The organism is Amycolatopsis sp. NPDC089917, from assembly GCF_040684635.1.
GTDB lineage: Bacteria > Actinomycetota > Actinomycetes > Mycobacteriales > Pseudonocardiaceae > Amycolatopsis.
Genome location: NZ_JBFBGL010000052.1, coordinates 13,915 through 37,662, shown reverse-complemented (window position 1 = coordinate 37,662; position 23,748 = coordinate 13,915). Strand labels below are relative to the sequence as shown.

Here is a 23,748-nt window from a genome sequence, read left to right as displayed (position 1 = left end):
GGACGCAGAGGCGCCGGTGCGGCGCGCGCGACGGCTGATCATGGACGTCGCCCTGTGGCTCGGGCTCTGCGGCTGGGTGGTCATCGACGCCGGATCCAGCACGAAGCAGTGGGAACTGTTCGGCGGGCTCGCCGCGACCACCGCCGCGATCGCGGTGTCGCGCCGGTATCCGCTGGTCTCGCTCGGGATCGCGATGGTCGCCAGTTTCGTGGTCATGGGCAGCTTCGGCGGCCGGGTGCCGGTCTGGGAAGGGTTCGTCCTGGTCGCGGTGAGCTACCTCGCCGGCTACCGGCAACCGGTCGCGAAGCCGATGTTGCGCCTCTTCACCGTCGTTTCCTTGATCGCGGTCCCCGTCGCGCTGGTGTGGAGCAAGGACGGGTTCGCGTCCTGGGGTGCCCTGCTCGGTGTCCTGGTCTTCGCGTCGGTGACGCCGTGGCTGATGGGCCGGTACATCCGGCAGCGCGAGGACATGTCGCGCGACGGCTGGCGCCGCGCCGAGGAGATGGAAAGCCGTCAGCGGCTCGTCGCCGACCGCGCGCGGCTGCGCGAGCGCACCCGGATCGCCAGCGACATGCACGACTCGCTGGGCCACGAGCTGAGCCTCATCGCGGTGCGCGCGGCGGCTTTGGAGGTCGCGGGCGGGCTCGACGAGCCCCAGCGGCAGGCCGCGGGCGAACTGCGGCAGAGCGCCGCGACGGCGACCGAACGGCTGCGCGAGATCATCGGGGTCCTGCGCGAGGACGACGCGCCGACCGAACCGGTGGACGAGAGCATCGACGACCTGCTCGACCGTGCCCGGGCGTCGGGCGTGCTGATCGAGTCCTCCGTGGACGGCCCGGTGGACGGTGAGCCGCGGATGGTCGACCGCGGCGCGTATCGCGTGGTCCAGGAATCGGTCACGAACGTGGTGAAACACGCGCCGGGGGCCGCCGTCACCGTCCGGGTCGTGCGTTCGGCGGGGCGGACGGACGTCGTGGTCACGAACGCCGCGCCCCCCGCGGGGCCGCTGCCGGGCAGGACTTCGGGCAAACGCGGCCTGATCGGACTTCGGGAGCGGGTCCGGCTGGTCGGCGGGACTCTGCGGGCCGGACCCCACGAAGGCGGATTCGAGGTCAGCGCGACCTTGCCGCACGACGCGGCGCCGTCGGAGGAATCGCCGGAGAGCCAGGCGGCGATGGACGCCGAGGTGGGACAGTCCGTTTCGGCCAGAGAACTGGAGCGTGCGCGCCGCGACGTCCGGCGCAGCCTGATCCAGGCGATCGTCGTGCCGATCGGGCTCTTCGGCGTGGTGGTCGCGATCAGCGGGGCCGTGTTCCTCGTCCAGTGGTACGGCTCGGTCCTCCCCGGCGGCGACTACGATCGCATCCGGCTGGGCCAGACGCGGGCGGAGATCGCGTCGGCGCTGCCCGGCAGCCAGCGGATCGCGAGGCCACGGGGGGTGGAATCGCCGGTGCCCGCCGGAGCGATCTGCGAGTACTACGGCACCGAGCGCAGCTTGTTCAACTCCAGCTACGAGGCCTACCGGTTGTGCTTCGCCGACGGGAAACTCGTGGCGAAGGACGTGATCAGTGAAGACGAGCAAAGGGGGAACCCGGATGATCCGGGTGGTGCTGGCCGATGACGAGGCGATGATCCGCGCCGGGGTGTCGGCGATTCTGGCGGCGGACGCCGGGATCGAGGTGGTCGCGGAGGCCGAGAACGGCAGCGCCGCCGTCGAGCAGACGCGCGCGACCAGGCCTGATGTCGTGCTGCTGGACATCCGGATGCCGGTCATGGACGGGCTCAAGGCCGCCGAAGAGATCCGGCGGCTGCTACCGGAGGTCGGCGTGATCATGCTGACCACGTTCGGCGAAGACTCCTACATCGAGCGCGCACTGGGTCTCGGCGCGAGTGGATTCCTGGTGAAATCCGGCGATCCCCGCGAATTGCTCGCGGGGATCCACGCCGTCGCCGGTGGCGCGGCCTTCCTCTCGCCGAAGGTCGCGCAGCGGGTCATCGCCCGGTTCTCCGGCTACCAGGTCTCCCGTGCCGAAGAGGCCAAGGAGATGGTCGGCAAACTGACGCCGCGTGAGCAGGAAGTGCTGGCGCTGCTGGGTTCCGGACTGTCCAATGCGGACATCGCGGCGAAGCTGTTCGTCGTCGAAGGCACCGTGAAGGCTTACGTGAGCACGATCCTGAACCGGCTCGGCGCCCGGAACCGGGTGCAGGCGGCGATCACGGCGTACGAGGCGGGACTGGTCGGCGGGGAACGGGAGGAGTCCAGCCGCTGACGCTCGCGCCGATGCGGGCGGTGAGCGCGCCGGGGAGCAGGCGGAGCACGCCGTTGCGGACGGCCACGGCGAGCGGATTGCGCAGCTGTGGTCCGGCTTTCCCGGCCTGAACCGAGGCTTTGACGACGCCTTGGGCGCGTGGCCGGCGTTGCTCGTCGTAGCTCTTCAGCGCCGTGTCGATATCTTCGGTGGTGCTGAGCGCCGCGGCGAGCACGACGGCGTCTTCGATCGCCTGGCAGCCGCCCTGCCCGAGGAACGGCGGCATCGCGTGGGCCGCGTCGCCGAGGAGGGCGACGCGGCCCTTCACGTAGGAGGGCAGGGGAGTGCCGAGCAGGTAGAGATCGTGGTGCAGCAGCGTTTCGGGGTCGGTCGCGTCGATGAGCCCGGGAATGGGCGCGTGCCAGCCGCCGAAGCGGTTCTTCAGGTACGACTTCGGGTCTTCGTGGCGGATACCCGCTTCGGCGACGTAGCTCGCCCACCAGTAGACGCGGCCGTCGTGCAGCGGGAGGACGCCGATCTCGGCGCCGTCGTCCCAGCTCGTGCTGAGCTCGACCGGCCGGGGAGGGGCGGTCACCGCGCGGAAGGCGGTGCTGCCGCTGTAGACCGGTTCGGGATGGCGCGGCCACAGCTGTTTCCGGATCCCGCTGTGGATGCCGTCGGCGGCGATGATGACGTCCGTGTCGAGATCGTCGAGGCTTGCGACCTCGAAGCCGGTGCGGACGCGGTTCGCGGGCAGAGCGTCGCGGAGCGCGCCGATGAGGTCGGCGCGGTGGATGGCGGCGAGCGGGCGGCCGTGGTGACGGCGGAACGCCTCGGCGTCCCAGCGGGTGATGCGACGGCCTTCGCGGTCGTGGAGGCCGCCCGACGACTGTTCCCGCAGGTCGCCGAGGTGGATGTCCAGTGTTTCGAGTGAGCGCAGGGCGTTCGGCCACAGGGAGATGCCGGCGCCGACGGCGGTGAGCTCCGGGGCGCGTTCCAGGACGGTGACCTCCCAGCCGATGCCGCGCAGTCCGATGGCGGCTGTCAGTCCGCCGATTCCTCCGCCGACCACGATCGCTTTGGGCATGTCGACCTCCTCTACATGTGTAGAGTACTACTACACTTGTAGAGTGCGAAAGGCGACGATCGGGGACGCGGCCATCGAGGTGATCGCGGCCGAAGGGATGCGAGGGCTGACGCATCGCGCGGTCGACCGGTTCGCCGGACTGCCGCCGGGGTCGACGTCGTACTACGCGCGGACGCGGGCGGCGCTGCTGGAGCTGGCGATCTCGCGGATGGTCGAACTCGACGAGGTCACCCTCGACCTGCCACCCGGTGGGCTGGCCGAGTACGTGGCGGGGTTCGCGCACGCGGCGATCACGGGCGGGCGGACGCGGATGCTCGCGCGGTACGAGTTCGCGCTGGAGGCGACGCGGCGGCCGGAGCTGCGCGAGGCCTACGACCGCGGCGGGCTGGTGATCCGGCGGCGGTGCGCCGAGGTGCTGGCCGACCGCGAATCGGCGGAGCCGGAGCGGCACGCGCGGGTGCTCGTCGCGTGGCTGGACGGGACGATCTTCGACGCGCTGGCCGGGACCGGGTCGCTGCGGCCGCCGGGGCTGGCGGAGCTGACGGCGGGGGCGCGGGAGGTGCTGGCGGGGCTCGGGGTCGCGGGGTAGCAGGGGACCTTTGGTATCGCCGGGGGTGCTGACCTGCGGTTTGGGTGCGGAAGAAGCAAGGGACCTTTGCTGTCGCGAGGGGTGTGTGGAGATAGGGACGTTGAGTGTCCCTGTCTCCACACACCCTCGATGCCCGGTGACCGTGTGGATTTTGGTGCGTTGGATGAGCAGAAATCCACACAGTCACAGCGCCCACCTGCGCAAAGAGAGCAAGGGACCTTTGCTCTCACTTCTCTCGATGTTGAGACAAGCGAGAGCAAAGGCCCCTTGCTCCCTGTCAGGCGTCGCGGCGCCGCAGGACGGTGGAACCGGTGACGAGACCGGCCGCCGCCCACGCCGTACAGAGCGCGATGCCGACCCAGGGCGCGTAGGGCGCGACGCCGCCGAAGATCGGGTTCGGCTCCCCTGAAGTGACCATCGCGCTGACACCCGCGAAGCCGGGGAAGTAGTTCACGATGTCCTCTCCGCCCAGCGAGCCGGCGAACATCGGGATCATCACCAGCAGCACGAACACCGTCACGATCGTCCCCGCCGTGCTCCGCAGCGCCGTTCCCAGGCCGAGGCAGAGCAGGCCCAGCAGCGCGAAGTAGCCGCCCATACTCGCCGACGTCGCGAGGACGTCGCCCACCGAAGAATCCCGTGCCGGGATCAGCGGTGCCGAGATCGCCACCCCGGCGAGGGTGTTCAGGACGCCGTAACCGAACAGCACCGGCACCAGTACGGCCGATTTCGCGGCGAGGACCCGGTTCCGCACCGGGACCCACTGCAACGTCGAGCGGATGCTGCCGCTGGCGTACTCGCTCGTGATGAACAGTGTCGCCAGCGCGACCACGGCGAACTGGGTGAGGTAGAAAGCCGCCCCGGTCACCACGGCGTGCGGTGCCATCGAGCGTTCGACGCCCGCGTTCGCGGCCATGCCCAGCGCACCGGAATAGGCGAGCATCAGCAGGAGTCCGCTGATCAGGCACCACCAGGTCGACCGGACCGACCAGAACTTCGTCCATTCCGAAGAGATCGCGTTCATCGTGCGCTCCACTGCTTGAAGAAGCCGGTCAGCTTGGCGCGGAAGAAGTCCAGCGCCTTCCCCGAGTCGATCGAGCCGTACTGGTTCTCGACTTCGGCAGGAGGCAGTTGCGGCCGCAGCCCCAGCTGGTCGATCAGGATCGCCGCGTCCGTCACCGACGAATGGCCGCTGTCCTTGACCAGGAACCGTTCCTTCGGCCCGGTGAGCCGCGGCCAGGTCTCGTCCCAGGTCGGGCCGAAATGCTTCTCGCCGATCGGGCTCGCGAGGAGAAGCAGCGGCCGGTCGAGGGAAACGGTGCCGTAGAACGGGCCGTCGACGTCCACGCCCGTCTTGATCCGCCGGTCCGCGACCATCGCGGCGGCGGTCGCCGAACCGCCCGCCGAGTGACCGGCCATCCCGATCTTCCCGGCGTCGATCGACCAGCGCCGGTCCTTCAGCAGGGTGTCGACGACGAACGACGTGTCGATCGCGCGGTTCGCGATCGCGGCGGGCCAAGGGTCGGGCTGCTGTCCACAAGCGACACACTGGCGCAGTCCGTCGGGGAACTCCGTCGCCCAGGCTTCGTAGGCGTGGTCGATCCCGGCGACCACGAAACCCTGGGAAGCAAGGTGTTCCGCCACCGAGGTCAGCGTCATCCGGTTGTTGCCCGCACCCGGCGACAGCACCACCAGCGGACGCCGTCCGGGCAGGGAAGGCGCGTTCTCCCGCGAGTGGACGCGGATCTTGCTCAGCGCGTCCGGCGGCAGATCGAGTTTCCGCCCGGCGACCGCGGCCGCCGACTCCGCCGTCGTCATGTACGACGGCGCGCGCCCGATCGGGACGGCCGGGTACCAGACGTTGACCATCAGCTCACGCCGTTTCTCCGGCACCCAGGGATCGGCTCGCTGCTGATCGGTGAGATGCAGCGTGCGCAACCCGATCGGGAGCGGACCGCCCGGCGCGGGCAGCGACAACTCCGGCTTCGCAGGTGCCGCCGACGCGGCCGCCGGCACCCCCAGCAGGCCGGCGATCACCGCCACCGTGACCACGAGTGACTTCATGCCGCTACTCCTGTTCCGTATTCGACCGACGACGCGGTCAATTCCATGTAGGCCTGTTCGAGTGACGCGGTCCGCTCGGCGAGTTCGTGCACGCGGATCCCGAGTTCGTGCACGGCGTCGCCGACGCGGTGCACCGGCAGTTCGTGCACGAGCAGTTCGTCCCGGTCGGTTTCCGTGGTCGCGCCGAGCGCGCGCAGACGCTGTTCGAGCGCGCGCAGTTCGGCGGGAACGGGTACCCGCACCGCGACCGAAGTCCGCGAATTGCCCGCGATGAATTCGTCGACCGGGGCGTCGGCGAGCAGTTTTCCCTTGCCGATGATGACCAGCCTGTCCGCGGTCAGCTGCATTTCGCTCATCAGATGGCTCGACACGAACACCGTGCGGCCCTCCGCCGCGAGCGAACGCATCAGATGCCGCACCCAGCGGACGCCGTCGGGGTCGAGGCCGTTGACCGGCTCGTCGAACATCAGCACGCGTGGATCGCCCAGCAGCGCGCCGGCGATCCCGAGCCGCTGGCCCATGCCGAGGGAGAACGTCCCGGCCCGCTTGCCCGCGACGTCGGTGAGGCCGACCGTCGCGAGCACCTCGTCCACCCGGCTCTCCGGGATCCCGTTGCTGCGCGCCATCGCGAGCAGGTGCTTGCCCGCGCTCCGGCCGGGGTGCAGTGCCTTGGCCTCCAGCAGAGCGCCGACCTCGCGCAGCGGATACGGCAGGTCCGCGTACCGCTTGCCGTCGATGCGGACATCGCCCGCGCTCGGCGTGTCGAGGCCGAGTGTCATCCGCATGGTCGTCGACTTGCCCGCGCCGTTGGGACCGAGGAAGCCGGTCACCTTGCCCGGCTCGACGGCGAAGGTCAGCCCGTCGACCACCGTCTTTTCGCCATAGCGCTTCGTGAGTCCTCGAAGCGTGATCATCCGCGCCCTCCTTCGTGTCCTTGAAGTCTTCAGCGCGGAGGCACCCGAGGGCATTGCCCCGAAGTCATCGGCCACCCCTTACTTTCGGCAGGTGCCGCTCGGCACGAGTCACGGAGGAAAGGCAGAATCGGCGGCATGACCACCCGCGAACAACGGCGCGTGAATCCGCTAGACCTGGTGATGCTCGTCCTCGCCGTGTTCTCCGTCGGGCTGCTCGTCTACGTGACGTTCTTCCCGCATTCGGCGGAGACGGCGCACATTGTCTTCGTCATCGACACGACGGTGTGCGGGATCTTCGCGCTGGAATTCCTGTGGCGATGGCGGCGTCACGGCTGGGAGAAGTGGTTCCCGCTGCGCAACTGGTACGAGATCCTCGGCATGATCCCCATCGCGCATCCGGCACTGCGCGGGTTCCGGCTGCTGCGGGTCCTGGTCGTGCTCGTCCGCCTCGCGCGCACGGCCGACCGCGCTTTCGGGGAGCGGTTCACCCAGCGGCTGGTCGAACGGCTTTCGCGGCCGATCGTGCTGGCGATCAAGAAGCCGATCACGATCGCGGTGCTCGACGAGGTCGTCAAGGTGCTGGAGACCGGGAACTACCCGCAGAACCTCGCGCGCTCACTCGGCGACAACCAGACGCTGCTGCGCGGGATCATCGCCGAGAAACTCAAGAACGACCCGCAGGCGGGACGGCTTTCCAAGCTGCCGTTCCACGACGAGGTGGTGCGTTCGGTGATCGACACCGCGATGCGCGTGATCCTCGAGGTGCTGACGGATCCGCGCATCGACGAGTTCTTCGCGCATGTGGTCCGGGAGAACCGCGAGCAGATCCGGAGCGCGGTGCAGCTCGGGCTGAACGAGCGCGAAGACGACGAGGAACTGGCGTCGCGGCTGCCGACCCGGCCTCAGCACCAGCTGATGGACTGAGTCACGCCCGGCGCTGGGCCCGCCGGGTGGGCGCGGCGCTCAGCGGGTCTTCCGGCCAGGGATGCTTCGGGTAGCGCCCGCGGAGGTCGGCGCGCACGGCCGCGTAACCGTTGCGCCAGAACGACTCCAGATCGGCGGTGACGGCGGCCGGCCGTCCGGCGGGCGAGAGCAGGTGCAGCACGACGGGCACCCCCGCCAGTTCCGGCGTCGTGAGCCAGCCGAAGGTCTCCTGCAGTTTCACGGCCAGCACCGGCTGCTCGCCCGAGTAGTCGACCCGGATCCGTGAACCCGTCGGCACCTCCAGCCGGTCCGGCGCCAGCTCGTCCAGGCGCGACGCTTCGGGCCAGGGCAACAGCCCACGCAACGCGGCGCCCGCGTCCAGCGACGCCAGGTCCGATCGGCGCCGCGCCGAGCCGAGATCGAGCCAATTGTCCAAAGTGGACAGCAAAGCCGAATCGGAGACCGCGGGCCAAGGCGAGCCCAGCACCCGATGCAGGAAGGACAAACGTTCGCGCAGCCGTCGCCCGTCTTCCGGCCATCGCAGCAGCCCGAGCCCTTCGGCGCGCAAACCGTCCAGCAACGCGGCGCGGATCGCGTCCGGCGCGGGCGAGCGCAACGGCTTCTCCGACAGCACGATCGCCCCGAGCCGCCGCACCGAACGCGCCACGACGTCACCCGAGGACCAGCGCACCTCGTCCTCCGCCGACATCAGATTCGGCGCCGCGCGCACCGCGAGGTCTTCGCCCGCGGGCGCGGCCAGCCGGATGACGCCCTGCGCGCGGCCGGGATCCCGGGTCGCTTCGGCCACCGCCAGCCATTCGACGTCGGCCAGCCCGCTGCCGCGTGGCAGTTCCGCCGCCGTCCCACCGGCCATCAGATACACCGGCGTGCCCGAGGAACGCCGTCGCGCGAGCCGTTCGGGGTGCGCCAACGCCACGACCAGTGCCGGATCGGCCGCGCCGCCACCGTCGGGTACCAGCTTGGAAAGCCGTCGCACGTCGGATTTCCAGCGCTCGTCGCCCCGCACGCGCCGCAGTTCGGCTTCGAGGTCGGTGAGCGTGCCGCCGCTGTCCAGCAGCGCGACGACCTCGGCCGCCGAACGCGCGTTGGTCCTCGCCGCGCCGTCGAGCAACGCCCGCGCCAGCCGCGGATGCAGGCCCAGTCCGGCCATCTTCCGGCCGCGTTCGGTCACCGTTCCGTCTTCCGTGGTCGCGCCGAGCGTGGTCAGCAGCGCGCGACCGGCGGCCAGCGCGCCTTCGCCGGGCGGATCCCACCAGGCGAGGCCGGAACCGTCCGGAGTGGACCAGCACGCGAGTTCGAGCGCGAACCGCGCCAGTTCCGCCGTCCTGATCTCGGGTTCGGGGTACGCGGGAAGGGAACCCTGCTCGTGCGCCGCCCAGCAGCGGTAAGCGCGTCCCGGCGCCTCGCGTCCGGCTCGTCCGGCGCGCTGTTCCGCGACCGCGGCCGAAACCCGGACCGTCGCCAGTCCCGGCAGGCCGCGCCGGTGATCGACCCGTGGCACCCGGGACAGCCCGCAGTCCACCACCGCGCGAACGCCCGGCACGGTCAGGCTCGACTCGGCGACCGACGTCGAGAGCACCACCCGGCGGCGGGCGCGCGGGCGCAGCGCGTCGTCCTGGCTCGCCGCCGGCAGCCGGCCGTGCAGCGGCAGCACGTCGGCGTCCAGGCCGTCGAGCATTCCGCTCACCCTGGCGATCTCACCCGCTCCCGGCAGGAAAGCGAGGACGTCACCGTCTCCTTCGGACAGTGCTTTGTGGATCGCGCGGACCACGGTCGCCTCGATCCGCTCGCCGCGCACGGGCGGGGAGTACGCGACGTCGACCGGATAGGTCCGCGCCTGGGCGGTGATCACCGGAGCGTCCCCGAGCAGGGCCGCCAGCCGTCCCGCCGCGACGGTGGCGGACGTCGCGAGCAGGCGCAGGTCGTCCCGCAGCCCGGCGCGGACGTCCAGCAGCAGCGCGAGCAGCAGGTCCGCGTCGAGATGGCGTTCGTGGCATTCGTCGAGCAGGACGGTCGACACCCCGGCCAGTTCGGGATCGCCCTGCACCCGCCGGACGAGCAGCCCCGAGGTGACCACTTCGATCCGCGTCGAAGACGAAACCTTCCGGTCTCCGCGCACCGAATAGCCGACCGTCTCGCCGACGCGTTCGCCCAGCAGCGACGCCATCCGCGCCGCCGCGGCTCGCGCGGCCAGCCGCCTCGGTTCGGCGACGATCACCCGGCCTTCGCCGGTGTCCAAAGCGAGCGGCACCAGCGTGGTCTTGCCGGTGCCCGGAGGCGCGACGAGGACCGCGGTGCCATGGGCGTCGAGCGCGGCTTCGAGTTCGGGCAGGACGGCGCGAACCGGCAGATCGGGAAGGCTCACTGCTCGGTGACCTGCGGCGGAGGCGGGATCCGGTAGCCGGACGGGCCAATGTTGCGGTTCAGCGATTCGAGCCATTCCCCGGACGAGATCATCTTCCGGATGGCCTTGGCCACCGCCGCCCGCCCTTCGATGTCGTCCTTGCGCAGGCCGACGCCGTATTTCTCCTTCGAGAACGGCTTGCCGACGACTCTCAGCAACTCCGGGTTCTGCGCCACGTAACCGGCCAGGATGACGTCGTCGGTGGTCACCGCGTCCACCTGTCCCGCGAGCAGCGCCGTGACGCAGTCCTGGTAGCGCGGGTACTCGACGAGCTGGACGGCCTGCGCGAACTTGTCGCGCACCTGCTCGGCCGAGGTGGTGCCGCCCACGGCGCACAGCTTGCGGCCGTTGAGGTTCTCGGGGCCGGTGATGTCGGTCGACCTGAGACGGACGAGCAGGTCCTGGCCGGTGTCGAAATACGGCCCGGCGAAGGCGACGGCCTGTTTGCGTTTCTCGGTGATCGAGTAGGTCGCCACCATCAGGTCCGTGATCCCGGAGGTGATGTCCGTCTCGCGTGACGACGGCCTGCTGTCGTGCCAGGTGATGTGATCCTCGTCGACGCCCAATTCGCTCGCGATGTACTTCGCCACGTCGACGTCGAACCCGACGTACCGGCCGTCGACCGTCTGCTGGGAGAGCCCCGGCTGGTCGAAGCGGATTCCGATGGTGAGTTTGTTGAACGCGACGGCACGGGCGACCAGGGAATCCGACGGGCCCGCCTCTTTGCCGCAGGCCGCCGCTGTGACCAGCATCAAGCAAGCCATCAGCAGGGCGCGTCCCCTCATCGGGTGCCTCCGTCCGCCGCCTCACGTTGTTCTCAGGGTCGACGGCTAGCCTAGGCCCGTGCGTAGACCGCCCCAAGTCGTACTCGACGCCGTGGGCACACTCGCCCGGCTCGGACTCGCCGCCGTCTGGTTGGTTTCCGGAGCGCTGAAGATCAGCGATCCGGGACAGACCTACATTGCGGTGCAGGCCTTCGACGTCCTGCCGGACGGGCTCGTGCGCCCTGTCGCCGTCGGGATGCCGATCGTCGAACTGGCGCTCGGCCTGCTCCTGCTCGCCGGGTTCGTGACCCGCTGGGTTTCGGTGCTGTCGGTGCTGCTGCTCGCGGTGCTCATCGCCGCGATCGCCCAATCCTGGGCGCGCGGGCTGAGCATCGATTGCGGCTGCTTCGGCGGTGGCGGTCAGATCGCCGCGGATCAGACGCAGTATCCGCAGGAGATCGCCAGGGACCTCGGATTCGCGCTCCTCGGTGTCTGGCTGATCGTGCGGCCGCGGACCTGGCTGTCGGTGGACGGCTGGCTCGGGAACTCCGGGGGCCCCGCCGACGACGACTATGTGGGTATCGCTGAAGGGAACGAATAATCGTGGGTGGAGCTGAGCGCAACGCTCGGAAACGCAAGCAGCAGCAGACGGCGGCGCGCTCGGTGGCACAGGCCAGGGGCGTCGCGGGCGGCGACAAGAAGAAGGTCGTCGCGATCACCGTCGCGGTGGTCGTGCTCGCCGCGCTGGTGATCGGTGGCGTGATCTGGACGACGTCCAGCAAGAACACCACCGAGGGCAAGGACATCACGGCGCAATCGGGCACCTGGGCGCCCGGTGTCGTCGAGAAGCGCGACGGAGCCGTCGTGACCGCCGGCAAGCCGGAGGCCAAGAAGACGATCGACGTCTACGCCGACTTCCTGTGCCCGATCTGCAAGCAGTTCGAAGAGTCGTTCAAGGACCAGATCCACGAGCAGGTGAACAACGGGACCATCCAGGTCCGGTACCACATGCTGCCGATGCTGAACCAGCGTTCCGACCCGCCGGGCTACTCGCTGGACTCGGCCAACGCCTCGCTCGCCGCGGCCGACGCGGGCAAGTTCCTCGCCTTCCACGACGCGCTGTTCAAGGATCAGCCGCAGGAAGGCGCGCGCGGGTTCGACAAGGCGCAGCTGATCAAGCTCGGGCAGGACGTCGGCATCACCGACCCCGCGTTCGCGACGGCGATCAACACCGGCGTCTACGAGCAGCAGATCCAGGACGCGTACAAGAAGATCTCGACGGATCCGTCGTTGCAGCAGGACTTCGGCAACGGCCCCGGTTTCGGGACGCCGACCGTGACCGCGAACGGTCAGGTCGTGAAGCTGGAGCAGAACTGGCTGGAGAAGGCCCTCGGCTAGTTCTTTCGGGACTCGCGTGAAGGCCCCCTTCCCTCGGCTGAGCCGAGGGAAGGGGGCCTTCACGCTGGTCGGGGCTGGTCGGGGCTGGGGTGCGGCAGGGCGATAGCAAAGGTCCCTTGCTCTCCCGGCTTACCGCTCGGGACTCGCACCACCCAGTGCTGTCTGGCGGCGAGGACGCGTTGCGAAAGCCACTTTCGCAACGCGTTCCTGTGGGGGTCATCGGTAGCAGGGGTGGGGCGATCGTGGGCGGCGAACCCCTCGCACCCGCTCACCCCTGGCCTCGGATGTCGCGAAAGCCACTTTCGCGACATCAGACGTCCCGAAAGTGGCTTTCGCGACACCGGCGACCACGAGCCAGCGCCGCTTCGGTACAGAGGGGGCGTGAGCGGCGATTCGTGTGCTCTCCCGCCGCATTCAGAGGACGAAACGCGGTAGTTGCGCGCGCAAGGATCGCGTTAGTGGGCGAAATGCGGTAGTTGCGTGTGCATGGACCGCATTTAGAGGGCGAAATGCGGGAGTCAGGGGAGCGAAGCGGAGGCGACGGCCGCGAAGGCCTGTACGCGGGCTGTCTCCGCGGAGCGCGGCCAGACGAGCCCCCACTCGACGTCGGGCGCGCCGGCGAAGGGCACGAAGCGGATTCGCGGATGGCTGAAGTACTCCCGCGCGTGCGCGGCGAGCGGGCAGATGCCGGCGCCGGTGGCGATCGCGGCGAGCAACTCCTGGAACGTCGCGAAGGGCTTGCCCCGGGTCACCGGGTGCCCGGCAGGCGTCAGCCATCGCCGCGGTTCCTCGATCCAGTACGGCTCCGGCGGATGCGCCGCGCGGAGGACGGTGTCGCGGGCGAGGTCGTCCAGGGTGACCGACTTCCGTCGCGCGAAAGGGTGTTTCGACGACACCGCGAGCACCATCGGTTCGGTGTGCACGGCCGGTCCGGTCGCGAGATCGGGTTCGTCGACCGGGAGCAGCGTCACCAGGACGTCGATCTCACCCGAGCGCAGCATCGCGAACGGATCGGCGAAATCGGCCTCCCGGATGAGCAGTTCCGTGTCCGGGTAGCGCCGCCGGAAACGGTCCAGCAGGTCTTCGGTCAGATCGGCGACGCCGGGCGCCTCGAAGCCCAGCCGCAGCACGCCGCCGGTCCCGCGCCCGGCGGCGACCGCGCGATCGATGCCCTCGTGCAGCGCACGATAGGCGGGACCGAGGTCGTCCCGTAGCCGTTCGCCGATCGGCGTGAGCCGGACCCGCCTGCTGGTGCGGGCGAACAGCGGCGCGCCGATCCGGCGCTCGACCTGCTTGATCGACTGGCTCACCCGGGCCTGCGAGACGTGCAGCCGTTCCGCGGTGTGGCCGAAATGCAGCTCGTCGGCCAGCGCCAGGAAGATCTCGATGTCCCGCAGTTCCATAATCCCCAGGTTATCGATTCGGGCCGATGCCGGTCAGTGGGAACCGTCTTTTTCGCAGGTCTAGACCACGGAAGCTTCATCATGCGTTAATTCAAGCCTTGAACTTACGCCCCGTGTGTCGAGGAGGACCCGGATGCGGAGATTCACCCTGGGGATACTGGCCGCCGCGCTCGTGCTCGGGTCGCACACCCCGGCACTGGCCGGAAACGGCCCCGCTTACCGGGACGCCTGGCGGCCGGTGAAGGTCCGCGTGGCCGATCTGCTCTCGCGGATGACCCTGGAAGAGAAGATCGGCCAGATGACGCAGGCCGAACGCCTCGGCGTCAAGGCGCCCGGCGACGTCACCAAGGGAATGCTCGGCTCGCTGCTCTCCGGCGGCAGCTCCCAGCCGACCCCGAACAACGCGGTCACCTGGGCCGACATGTACGACGGTTTCCAGAAAGAAGCGCTCGCCACCCGGCTCGGCATTCCGCTGATCTACGGCGTCGACGCCGTCCACGGTCACAATGGGCTCTACGGAGCCACCGTCTTCCCGCACAACATCGGCCTCGGCGCGACGCGCGATCCCGCACTGGTCGAGAAGATCGGCCGCGCGACCGCGGAAGAGGTGTCGGGCACCGGGATCGACTGGAACTTCGCGCCGTGCCTGTGCGTCGCGCGTAATGACCGGTGGGGCCGGACGTACGAATCCTTCGGCGAGGCACCGGAAATCGCCTCCGCGATGACGACGGCCATCGACGGCCTGCAGGGCCGTTCGCTGTCCGCGCCGGGCTCGGTCCTCGCGACGGCGAAGCACTACATCGGCGACGGCGGTACGACCGGCGGCGACGATCAGGGCGAGACCGACATCAGTGAAGCCGAACTCCGCGCGGTGCATCTGCCGCCGTTCCGCGAGGCCGTCCGCCGCGGGGTCGGTTCGGTGATGATCTCCTACAGCAGCTGGAACGGGCTCAAGATGCACGCCGGTTCCTACCTGATCAACGACGTGCTCAAGGGCGAACTGAAGTTCTCCGGCATCGTCATCTCGGACTACAACGGCATCGACCAGATCGACCGGCAACCGGGCTTCACGCCGGCCGAGGTCACCGCGTCGATCAACGCCGGCATCGACATGGTCATGGTCCCCTTCGAGTACCAGAAGTTCATGGACACGCTGAAGGCCGAAGTCCTCGCCGGGCGGGTCACGCGGGCGCGGATCGACGACGCGAACCGGCGCATCCTCACGAAGAAGTTCGAACTGGGCCTGTTCGAACGGCCGCTGACCGATCGCCGCTTCCTCGGGACCATCGGCAGCGACGAGCACCGCGCCCTCGCGCGGAAGGCCGTCCGCGCATCGCAGGTGTTGCTGAAGAACGAGAACCGCGTGCTGCCGCTCGACAAGTCGCGCAACCGGATCTTCGTCGCGGGCAAGAGCGCCGACGACATCGGCAACCAGAGCGGCGGCTGGACCGTCGGGTGGCAGGGCAAGAGCGGTCCGGTCACCGAGGGAACGACCATCCTGCAAGGGATCCGGCACACCGCGAAGGCCTCGTCCACGGTCACCTTCGACAAGGACGCGAACGGGATCGACGAGTCCTACGACGTCGCGGTCGCGGTGGTCGGGGAGACGCCGTACGCCGAGGGCCGCGGCGACAAACCGGAGGGAATGGGGCTCGACGCCGAAGATCTCGCGACTCTGCGGCGGCTCAAGGACAGCGGTGTCCCGACCGTGGTGGTGCTCGTTTCCGGGCGGCCGCTGGACATCGCCGCGCAGCTGCCGGACTGGGACGGGCTGATCGCGTCGTGGCTGCCGGGTTCGGAAGGTCAAGGCGTCGCGGACGTCCTCTTCGGTGATTACAACCCCACCGGCAAGTTGCCGGTGACGTGGATGCACAGCGCTGACCAGCAGCCGATCAACGTCGGTGATGGAAAGTCCGGGCTGTTCCCGTTCGGGTTCGGCCTTCGCTATCGGCATGGGTGGTGAGGTATGAGGAGATTCGCGGTCCGGCTCGCTCTGCTGTTCGTTTCGTGTCTCGCGCTGGCTCTGGCGCCGGTCACGGCACAGGCGGCACCCGCGTTCAAAGTGCTCGCCTTCTACAACGGGACCTACGACGCGGCGCACATCAGCTTCGTCAAGGAAGCCAACCAGTGGTTCCCGAAAACCGCGTCACAGAACAACTTCAGCTACACCGCGACCAGCAACTGGAACCAGCTGAACTCGCTTCAGCCCTCGCAGTACCAGGTCGTGCTGTTCCTGGACGACCTGCCGCAGACCTCGGCGCAGCGCTCGGGCTTCGAGCGATACATGAACGCGGGCGGGGCGTTCTTCGGCTTCCACGTGGCGGCTTTCACCACCGATCCGTCGGCTTGGGACTGGTACCACAACAGGTTCCTCGGCACGGGTGGCTTCAAGTCCAACACCTGGGGGCCGACGACGGCGACGCTCAAGGTGGAGAACCGGACGCATCCGTCGACCACGCGGCTGCCCGCGACGTTCACCTCTTCGGTGAGCGAGTGGTACGCCTGGAACAACGACCTGCGCAAGAACCCGGACATCAAGATCCTCGCGTCGGTGGATCCGGTGAGCTTCCCGCTCGGGACCGACCCGAACCAGTCCTGGTACAGCGGGTACTACCCGATCCTCTGGACGAACAACAAGTACAAGATGCTGTACGCCAACTTCGGGCACAACAAGATGAACTACGAGACCAACCAGCCGCTCTCGTCGACCTTCGGGAGCGAGGTGCAGAACCGCTTCACCGTCGACGGTCTGCTGTGGCTCGGCGGAAAGCGAACCGCACGAGAATGAGCAGGGCCAGCCGGGCCAGGTTCGCGCGATGCCATTTCTCGGCGAGTTCCTCGCGGCGGATCCGGTCCGGCTGTTCCTTCAGCAGCGGCAGGTTGACCGAGCGGACGAGGTGGACCGTGATGCCGGTGGCGACGGCCGTGCCCGCGGCGGCGGTGACGATCGCGCGCCGATCGCCGCCGTCGTGCCAGCTGCCGGTGAGGGCGAGCGCCGTCGACGTGATCGTCACCGGCGCTGCCGGGATGAAGTAGCGCGCGGGGCTGCCGGAGGTGAGGAGCCCGGGGGAGCGGTCGCCGGTGAGGCTGGGAACGTCGACGACGGCTTCGTAGAGGTTCCCGAAGAACCAGTGGGCCTGGCCGACCGTGGCGATCCGGGCCCAGCGGCCGGTCTTGACCTGCATGAACCCAGATTGCCACAGCGGCGGCCCCGGCGACGCGACAGCAAAGGTCCCTTGCTCTCTTTTCGCAGGTCAGGGGCCTCGGCGAGAGCAAAGGTCCCTTGCTCCCCCGTGGCCTGGCCTCGTGCGTCGTGAAGGCCTCCTTGCCTACCCTGAAGGTAGTAAAGGAGGCCTTCACGGACTCTGGGTCTCTCAAGGGGGCCTTCACGGACAGGCCGGCCCGGTGCCTCCGCGCACCCAGGCCGCCGGGCGAGAGCAAAGGTCCCTTGCTACTCCTCGATGGCGCCGCCGACCGAGCGCAGGTGCTCCCGGAACGTCAGCGAAGGCAGCGTCGCGCGCGCAGCGAGGAAGTCGGCGAAGCGGACTTGCTCGCGAAGGGACTCTCCGGCGCGGATCCGCTCGGCCTGGAGCCGTTCGGTGTCGCGGATGGCCTCGGCGCGGTCCAGGACCTCGTCCGCCCGGTCGGCCGGGACGAACAGCACCCCGTCCTCGTCGCCGAACACGAGGTCCTCCCTCGTCACCGTCCACTCCCCGACGACGGCCGAGTCGAGCGCGCCGTCCGGGCGGGCGGAGACCGAGAGCGGGCCGGTCGGGATCGAGCCGAGGCTGAACACCGGCAGCCCGATCTTCTTGATGTCGCCGGTGTCGCGGTGCAGCCCCCAGATGACCACGCCGCTCAGCCCGGCCGCTTCGGCTTCGAGGACGGCGAGGTCCCCGACGCAGCTTTCGTCGAGCCTGCCGCCGTTGTCGACGACGAGGACGTCGCAGGGGTTCGCGATTTCGTACGCCTCCAGGAAGACGTCGACGCTGCCGACGTGCCGGGCGGGGGTCACCCGCCCGGCGATCCGGCTGCCGGGCACGACCGCGTGCGTGCCGGCGGGCGCGCACCGGACCGGGACGCCGGCGCGGACGCAGCCGTCGGTCAGGTGCGCGGTGGTCAGCAGGGTGAACCGCTGCCGAAGCTCTTCGGGATCCATGTCCCGACTTTAGCCACGGCGCCACACCACGGGGATGCCGTCGATACCGCCCTCCAGCGTTCCGGCGATCTCACCGTTGTCGCCCACGACGGTGCCGTACGCGTTCCCGGGGGAGGGGAGCGCCGTCACCGGGGCACCCGGAGACCACGCCGTGGGGATCCTCGGCGAAATCCATCCCGTGACCAGGCCGGACCCGTTGAGCGCCATGGTGGACATGCCGCCCGGCACCTCCTGGGAGGTGTCGTACGCCGTCCAGAGCCGGTCACCCAGCTGGGTCGAGGCCAGCACCTTCCCGTTCCGGATCGCGATGCCGCGTGATTCGCGAACACCCTCCGGCAGGACGAGTTGCCGCAGGACACCGTCCTTCCAGAGCCAGGTGCCGCCGAACTGCTCGTTCAGCAGGATGGTGCCGTCCTGGTCGATGTCGACGGGGGAGAGCAACGGCGGGACGTCCAGCTTCACCGGGTGCTCGCGGTCGCCGGACGGCCAGAAAGCGGCGGTGGAGCCGGAGCGAATGTCGTTGAACACCGTGCCGACGACGTCGCCGCGGTCGTTCGTGCCGAGGGCTTGCGAGTTGTAGTAGCCCGGAACCTTGCCCAGGAACTGGAAGCCGCCGTTCTCGAAGACGAAGGCGTGCTTGCCCGGGTAGTGGCTTCCTGCCGAGTAGTAGACGGCGCTGCCGAGGACGGAACCGGACGCGTTCTCGTCCGCCGCCTCGACCCTGGTGTAGCCCGCCGGGACGCCGTGGTCCGCGAAGGTCCCGCCTGCCCAGGTGACCAGACTCCCGTCGGCGGTCCCCGAGTAGCCCCCGGCACCGTTCGTGCCGGCCACCCGTGCCGTGCCGCTGCCGCCGGGCGGCAACGGCAGGTAGCTCATCGTCCATCCGCTCGCCGACGCGGTGCCCGCCGACAGCAGCCCGGCGGTGACGGTGGCGGCCAGGACCAAGCTCGTTCTTTTCATCGAATACCCCCTGTGAGTGGTGTACGCCCTGTTTAACGGGGGTGCGGGCCTCCCGTCTGCGTCACCTGACACTCATCGGGAGGTAAGTAACATCCGTGCAGTACTGTATGTAAGGGGTTGATAAATACAGACCTGTCTGTATCTTCAATCCCAGTAGCGACCCGGCAACGACAAGGAGCGTCGTGGTGGCCAACAAGGTGTACGTCGTCGGCGTGGGCATGACGAAGTTCGAGAAACCCGGTCGCCGCGAGGACTGGGACTACCCGCAGATGGCCAAGGAATCCGGGACGAAGGCGCTCGAAGACGCCGGGATCTCGTTCGACGAGGTGCGGCAGGCCTACGTCGGCTACGTCTACGGCGAGTCGACCTCGGGGCAGCGCGCGGTCTACGAACTGGGCATGACCGGGATCCCGGTGGTCAACGTCAACAACAACTGCTCGACCGGATCGACGGCGCTGTACCTGGCCGCGGAAGCGATCCGCGGCGGCCGCGCGGACTGCGCGCTCGCGCTCGGGTTCGAGAAGATGCAGCCGGGCTCGCTCGGCTCGACCTATGACGACCGAGAGCAGCCGATGGGCAAGCACCTCCAGGCGCTCGCGGAGATCTCCGAGGTGCTCTTCCCGCCCGCGCCGTGGATGTTCGGCGCGGCGGGCCGCGAGCATATGAAGACCTACGGCACCACCGCCGAGCACTTCGCCAAGATCGGCGAGAAGAACCACCGGCACTCGGTGAACAACCCGTACGCGCAGTTCCAGGAAAGCTATTCGCTGCAGGACATCCTCGACTCGCGGATGATCTACGACCCGCTCACCAAGCTCCAGTGCTCGCCGACCTCGGACGGCTCGGGCGCGGCGATCCTCGCCAGTGAGTCCTTTGTGGACTCGCACGGGCTCGCCGGGCAGGCCGTCGAGATCGTCGGGCAGGCGATGACCACGGACTTCGCCAGCACCTTCGACGGGACCGCGAAGAACATCATCGGCTACGACATGAACGTCCAGGCCGCGCGCCAGGTGTACGACCAGGCCGGGCTCGGCGCGGAGGACTTCCAGGTCATCGAGCTGCACGACTGCTTCTCCGCCAACGAACTGCTGCTCTACGAAGCGCTCGGGCTCTGCGCCGAAGGGGAAGCCGGGAAGCTCGTCGACTCCGAGGACACCACCTACGGCGGCAAATGGGTCGTCAACCCGTCCGGCGGGCTGATCTCCAAAGGGCATCCGCTCGGCGCCACCGGCCTCGCGCAATGCGCCGAACTGACCTGGCAGCTGCGCGGCACCGCCGACAAACGCCAGGTCGACGGCGTCGAAGCCGCGCTCCAGCACAACATCGGACTCGGCGGCGCCGCCGTCGTCACCGCCTACCAGCGCGCCGAGCGCTGATCTCACCGAAAGGAAGAACCATGGGCAAGATCAGTGCCTCCGTCGAACTCCCCGCGGCCCCCGACAAGGTCTGGGCGGAGTTCTCCAACCCCAACAACTTCGAGAAGTGGCTGACCATCCACACCAAGTGGAAGGGCGAGGTCCCGGCCGAGTTCTCCAAGGGTGCGCAGGCTTCCGAGGTCGTCACGATGCTCGGGATGCCGAACACGATCACCTGGACCGTCGACGAGTTCGAGGCACCGTCGAAGCTGGCGATCTCCGGAACCGGGATGGCCGGGGTGAAGGTCAAGTTCGAGCTGTCCGTGGAGACGTCCGGAGACGGTTCCCTCGCCAGCATCGACGCGGAGTTCGCCGGGCAGATGATCGTCGGCGCGCTCGGCAAGGCCGTCGAGAAGGACGGCAAGAAGAACCTCGACGCCTCCCTCGAGAACTTCAAGGCGCTGGTCGCGTGACCGACGAGCGGTTCGATCCCGGCGGGCTCGGCAAGTGGACCGACGAGTCCCGGTTCGAGGTGACCCGCGAGCGGCTGATCGAGTACGCGAAGGCCACCAACGACCCGATCCCGGCGCATCTCGCCGGGGACGTCGCGAGCCCCGTGTTCGCGATCGTGCCGGTGTTCGAGTCGCTGATGGAACCCGCGCTGGAGGTCGTGCCGGTCGGCTTGTTCGGCCGGATCGTGCACGGGGAACAGGAATTCCGTTTCCACCGGCCGATCCGGCCCGGCGACAGGCTCGTGTCGCGGGCGCGGATGACCGGCTACGAAGGCCTGTCGAACGGCACGCGCGGCACCATCCACCTCGAATGCCGGACCGAGGACGGCGACCTGGTCAACGAGCAGTACGTGACGTTGTTCGTGCGCGGTTTCGACACCGGCGAGACGCGCGGGGAGCTCGGGCCGGACCACAAGTTCGACGACGCGTTGCGCTCGCGGGCGCCGGTCGCGAAGGTGAACCAGCACGTCGACGACGACCAGACCTACCGGTACGCGCCCGCCGCCGGTGATCCGATGCCGATCCATCTCGACGAAGAGGTCGCGAGGGATTCGGGACTGCCGGGGATCATCGCGCACGGGCTGTGCACCATGGCGTTCACGTCGTGGGCCCTGCTGACCGAGGTCGCCGGGTCCGAGGTGGACAGCCTGAAGCGGTTCGCCGTCCGGTTCGCCAAACCGGTGCTGCCCGGTCAGGACCTGACCACACACATCTGGCGCGCTGGCGCCGGGAGCTACGCGTTCGAAACCACCGTCGGCGACACCGTCGTGATCAAGGACGGCCTCGCGGAATTCGCGGAGTAGGAGCAAAAGCCATGGGAGCACTCGACGGACGCGTCGCCGTCATCACCGGCGCCGGACGCGGGATCGGCCGCGAGCACGCGCTGCTGTTCGCGCGGGAGGGCGCGAGCGTCGTGGTCAACGACCTCGGCGGAGCGAACGACGGCAGCGGGGCCGACGTCGGCCCCGCGCAGGAGGTCGTCGACGAGATCCGCGCGGCCGGTGGGAAGGCCGTGGCCAACACGGCCGATGTCGCGGACTGGGCGGGCGCCGAGGAGCTGGTCGCGCAGGCGGTGGGCGAGTTCGGCAGGCTCGACGTCGTCGTGAACAACGCCGGCATCCTGCGAGACGCTTTCCTTGCCGGGCTTGAGGAATCGCAGTGGGATTCCGTGATCGCCGTGCACCTCAAGGGGCATGCGGCGGTACTGCGGCACGCGGCCGCGTACTGGAAGGCGGCGAGCAAGGCCGGTGAGCCGGTCGCGGGTTCGGTGATCAACACCGCGTCGGCGTCCGGGACCACGCTGCCGAACGCGGGGCAGGCGAACTACGGCGCGGCGAAAGCGGGGATCGCCGCGCTGACACTGGTCGCCGCCGAAGAGCTGGAGCGGTACGGCGTGCGGGTCAACGCGATCGCGCCGATCGCACGCACGCGCCTCACGCTGGCGACGCCGGGGATGGGCGCGATCTTCGCGCAGGAGGTCGAGGAAGGGGAGTTCGACGCGTTCTCCCCGGCCAACATCTCGCCGCTGGTGGCGTACCTCGCGACCGAGAAATGCCCGCTCACCGGCAAGGTTTTCGCGGTGCAGGGCGGCGCGATCTCGGAACTCGCCGGCTGGCACGACGTCAAGGTGATCGAAACCGAGGAAGCCTGGGAGATCGACGACATCGCCGCGAGGCTGCCGTGATCGAGTGGTCCGAGACCGAACTGCTGATCCGCGACGCGATCCGCGAGTTCGTCGACAAGGAGATCCGGCCGCACCTCGACGCGCTGGAAAGCGGGACGCTGCCGCCGTACGACCTCATCCGCAAGATGTTCGCCTCCTTCGGCATCGACGCGCTCGCGCGGGAATCGGTGACGAAGCTGCTGTCGAAGGAGCGTGGCTCCGCTGGCGGCGGAGGCCTGGCGTTCGGCGGGCAGGAGGCGATGGCGCTCATCGCGGTGAGTGAACTGGCCGGGGTCAGCCTCGGCATCGTCGCCTCGCTCGGGGTGAGCATCGGGCTGACCGCGCAGACGATCCTGACCAAGGGCACGCAGGCGCAGAAGGAACGCTGGCTGCCCGAACTGGCGACGTTCGAGAAGGTCGGCGCGTGGGCGATCACCGAACCCGACTCCGGCTCGGACGCTTTCGGCGGGATGAAGACGTCTGTGCGGCGTGACGGCGACGAGTACGTCCTCAATGGACAGAAGACGTTCATCACCAACGGGCCCTACGCCGACACGATCATCGTCTACGCGAAGCTGGACGACGGCTCGGATGTCCGCGATCGCAAGGTGCTGACGTTCGTGCTGGACAAGGGCATGCCGGGGCTCACGCAGGGCAAGCCGTTCAAGAAGATGGGCATGATGTCGTCGCCGACCGGCGAGCTGTTCTTCAGCGACGTCCGGCTCGGGCGGGACAGGCTGCTCGGCGAGTCCGAGACCGGTCGCGACGGTGACAGCAAGGCCGAGGTGAAGTCCGGGTTCGCCGTCGAGAGGGTCGGGGTCGCGGCGCTGGCGCTCGGGATCATCGACGAGTGCCACCGGCTGTGCGTGGACTACGCGAAGAACCGGAAGCTGTGGGGCCAGGAGATCGGGCGATTCCAGCTGATCCAGCTGAAGCTGGCGAAGATGGAGGTCGCGCGGATCAACGTGCGGAACATGGTGTTCCAGCTGATCGAGACGCTGCGCGCGGGCAAGATGCCGACGCTGGCCGAGGCTTCGGCGATGAAGCTGTACTCGTCGGAGGCGGCCACCGAGGTCGCGATGGAGGCCGTGCAGCTGTTCGGCGGGAACGGGTACATGGCGGAGTACCGCGTGGAGCAGCTGGCGCGGGACGCGAAGTCGCTGATGATCTACGCGGGAAGCAACGAGATCCAGGTGACGCACATCGCGAAGGGGCTGCTGGGTCGCTGAAGGTGAGTCCCCCGGGAGCGTCATGAGGGGTCCCCATGGGACGAAAGATGTCC

At 69.0% G+C, this 23,748-nt stretch carries 23 protein-coding genes; 13 read left to right on the top strand and 10 right to left on the bottom strand.

Translation table 11 applies throughout. The features are described 5' to 3' along the window. Positions 1–16 precede the first annotated feature (16 nt). Both AB0N89_RS30410 and AB0N89_RS30405 read left to right on the top strand, forming a co-directional pair. Positions 17–1,621 (top strand): histidine kinase, encoded by a 1,605-nt coding sequence (locus tag AB0N89_RS30410; protein WP_364211479.1) that lies wholly within the window; start codon positions 17–19, stop codon positions 1,619–1,621. Then, entirely contained in the window at positions 1,596–2,270 is a 675-nt protein-coding gene (locus AB0N89_RS30405; RefSeq protein ID WP_364211420.1) for a response regulator transcription factor, read from the top strand. Before AB0N89_RS30410 ends, AB0N89_RS30405 begins: the two co-directional genes overlap by 26 nt. Here AB0N89_RS30405 and AB0N89_RS30400 read toward each other — a convergent pair. After that, entirely contained in the window at positions 2,215–3,336 is a 1,122-nt protein-coding gene (locus AB0N89_RS30400; RefSeq protein WP_364211417.1) for an FAD-dependent monooxygenase, read from the bottom strand. The genes AB0N89_RS30405 and AB0N89_RS30400 overlap by 56 nt on opposite strands. Before the next feature lie 43 nt (positions 3,337–3,379). Here AB0N89_RS30400 and AB0N89_RS30395 point away from each other — a divergent pair, with 43 nt between their 5' ends. Continuing rightward, complete coding sequence (locus AB0N89_RS30395; protein WP_364211414.1) at positions 3,380–3,925, top strand: TetR/AcrR family transcriptional regulator; 546 nt, start codon at positions 3,380–3,382, stop codon at positions 3,923–3,925. A gap of 277 nt (positions 3,926–4,202) precedes the next feature. Here AB0N89_RS30395 and AB0N89_RS30390 read toward each other — a convergent pair whose 3' ends face one another. Genes AB0N89_RS30390 through AB0N89_RS30380 form a run of 3 tightly spaced genes read right to left on the bottom strand, consistent with a single transcriptional unit; the run spans position 4,203 to position 6,903 of the window. Next, the gene (locus AB0N89_RS30390; RefSeq protein WP_364211411.1) at positions 4,203–4,949 is read right to left on the bottom strand and encodes an ABC transporter permease; all 747 of its coding nucleotides are present in this window, start codon (positions 4,947–4,949) and stop codon (positions 4,203–4,205) included. Continuing rightward, the gene (locus AB0N89_RS30385; protein ID WP_364211408.1) at positions 4,946–5,989 is read right to left on the bottom strand and encodes an acetylhydrolase; all 1,044 of its coding nucleotides are present in this window, start codon (positions 5,987–5,989) and stop codon (positions 4,946–4,948) included. Before AB0N89_RS30385 ends, AB0N89_RS30390 begins: the two co-directional genes overlap by 4 nt. Next, positions 5,986–6,903, bottom strand: a complete 918-nt coding sequence (locus AB0N89_RS30380) for an ABC transporter ATP-binding protein (RefSeq protein WP_364211405.1) — start codon at positions 6,901–6,903, stop codon at positions 5,986–5,988. Before AB0N89_RS30380 ends, AB0N89_RS30385 begins: the two co-directional genes overlap by 4 nt. 135 nt (positions 6,904–7,038) lie before the next feature. Between AB0N89_RS30380 and AB0N89_RS30375 the strand changes: the two genes are divergently transcribed. Then, positions 7,039–7,827, top strand: a complete 789-nt coding sequence (locus AB0N89_RS30375) for an ion transporter (RefSeq protein ID WP_364211402.1) — start codon at positions 7,039–7,041, stop codon at positions 7,825–7,827. Between the two features lies 1 nt (position 7,828). Here the strand turns inward: AB0N89_RS30375 and hrpB are convergent, their stop codons facing one another. Then, positions 7,829–10,213 carry an ATP-dependent helicase HrpB gene (hrpB, locus tag AB0N89_RS30370; protein WP_364211399.1) on the bottom strand — a complete coding sequence of 795 codons (2,385 nt, stop codon included), beginning with the start codon at positions 10,211–10,213 and terminating at the stop codon, positions 7,829–7,831. Next, positions 10,210–11,037: a glutamate ABC transporter substrate-binding protein gene (locus tag AB0N89_RS30365; protein ID WP_364211396.1), complete on the bottom strand. Its 828-nt coding sequence runs from the start codon at positions 11,035–11,037 to the stop codon at positions 10,210–10,212. The genes hrpB and AB0N89_RS30365 overlap by 4 nt, the downstream gene beginning before the upstream one ends. Before the next feature lie 91 nt (positions 11,038–11,128). Between AB0N89_RS30365 and AB0N89_RS30360 the strand changes: the two genes are divergently transcribed. Both AB0N89_RS30360 and AB0N89_RS30355 read left to right on the top strand, forming a co-directional pair. Then, positions 11,129–11,617, top strand: coding sequence for a MauE/DoxX family redox-associated membrane protein (locus AB0N89_RS30360; RefSeq protein WP_364211477.1), 489 nt, complete (start codon positions 11,129–11,131; stop codon positions 11,615–11,617). 2 nt (positions 11,618–11,619) lie between these two features. Then, positions 11,620–12,414, top strand: coding sequence for a thioredoxin domain-containing protein (locus tag AB0N89_RS30355; protein ID WP_364211394.1), 795 nt, complete (start codon positions 11,620–11,622; stop codon positions 12,412–12,414). A gap of 518 nt (positions 12,415–12,932) precedes the next feature. On the opposite strand, the gene AB0N89_RS30350 is transcribed toward AB0N89_RS30355, so the two are convergent. Next, positions 12,933–13,817: a LysR family transcriptional regulator gene (locus AB0N89_RS30350; protein WP_364211391.1), complete on the bottom strand. Its 885-nt coding sequence runs from the start codon at positions 13,815–13,817 to the stop codon at positions 12,933–12,935. A 133-nt stretch (positions 13,818–13,950) separates the two neighbouring features. Here AB0N89_RS30350 and AB0N89_RS30345 point away from each other — a divergent pair, with 133 nt between their 5' ends. Both AB0N89_RS30345 and AB0N89_RS30340 read left to right on the top strand, forming a co-directional pair. Next, positions 13,951–15,780, top strand: a complete 1,830-nt coding sequence (locus AB0N89_RS30345) for a glycoside hydrolase family 3 N-terminal domain-containing protein (protein ID WP_364211388.1) — start codon at positions 13,951–13,953, stop codon at positions 15,778–15,780. 3 nt (positions 15,781–15,783) lie between these two features. Then, on the top strand, positions 15,784–16,605 hold the full coding sequence (locus AB0N89_RS30340; RefSeq protein WP_364211385.1) for a ThuA domain-containing protein: 822 nt from the start codon (positions 15,784–15,786) through the stop codon (positions 16,603–16,605). Here AB0N89_RS30340 and AB0N89_RS30335 read toward each other — a convergent pair. The 3 genes from AB0N89_RS30335 to AB0N89_RS30325 all read right to left on the bottom strand — a co-directional run bounded on the left by AB0N89_RS30335 (position 16,553) and on the right by AB0N89_RS30325 (position 18,936). After that, a complete protein-coding gene (locus AB0N89_RS30335) occupies positions 16,553–17,002 on the bottom strand; it encodes a DUF1772 domain-containing protein (RefSeq protein WP_364211382.1) in 450 nt (149 codons plus the stop codon). The two genes, AB0N89_RS30340 and AB0N89_RS30335, sit on opposite strands and share 53 nt — an antisense overlap. A gap of 266 nt (positions 17,003–17,268) precedes the next feature. After that, positions 17,269–17,976 (bottom strand): RraA family protein, encoded by a 708-nt coding sequence (locus AB0N89_RS30330; protein ID WP_364211379.1) that lies wholly within the window; start codon positions 17,974–17,976, stop codon positions 17,269–17,271. A gap of 9 nt (positions 17,977–17,985) precedes the next feature. Beyond that, on the bottom strand, positions 17,986–18,936 hold the full coding sequence (locus tag AB0N89_RS30325; protein WP_364211376.1) for a hypothetical protein: 951 nt from the start codon (positions 18,934–18,936) through the stop codon (positions 17,986–17,988). A gap of 182 nt (positions 18,937–19,118) precedes the next feature. Between AB0N89_RS30325 and AB0N89_RS30320 the strand changes: the two genes are divergently transcribed. From AB0N89_RS30320 to AB0N89_RS30300, 5 genes are read left to right on the top strand one after another with little or no spacing between them, the layout of a single operon-like run. Continuing rightward, positions 19,119–20,312, top strand: coding sequence for a lipid-transfer protein (locus AB0N89_RS30320; RefSeq protein WP_364211373.1), 1,194 nt, complete (start codon positions 19,119–19,121; stop codon positions 20,310–20,312). 20 nt (positions 20,313–20,332) lie between these two features. Next, the gene (locus AB0N89_RS30315) at positions 20,333–20,764 is read left to right on the top strand and encodes an SRPBCC family protein (protein WP_364211370.1); all 432 of its coding nucleotides are present in this window, start codon (positions 20,333–20,335) and stop codon (positions 20,762–20,764) included. After that, positions 20,761–21,606 carry a MaoC/PaaZ C-terminal domain-containing protein gene (locus AB0N89_RS30310; protein WP_364211368.1) on the top strand — a complete coding sequence of 282 codons (846 nt, stop codon included), beginning with the start codon at positions 20,761–20,763 and terminating at the stop codon, positions 21,604–21,606. Before AB0N89_RS30315 ends, AB0N89_RS30310 begins: the two co-directional genes overlap by 4 nt. 11 nt (positions 21,607–21,617) lie before the next feature. Continuing rightward, a complete protein-coding gene (locus tag AB0N89_RS30305) occupies positions 21,618–22,487 on the top strand; it encodes an SDR family oxidoreductase (RefSeq protein ID WP_364211365.1) in 870 nt (289 codons plus the stop codon). Further along, on the top strand, positions 22,484–23,695 hold the full coding sequence (locus tag AB0N89_RS30300; RefSeq protein WP_364211362.1) for an acyl-CoA dehydrogenase family protein: 1,212 nt from the start codon (positions 22,484–22,486) through the stop codon (positions 23,693–23,695). Before AB0N89_RS30305 ends, AB0N89_RS30300 begins: the two co-directional genes overlap by 4 nt. Positions 23,696–23,748: the final 53 nt, after the last annotated feature.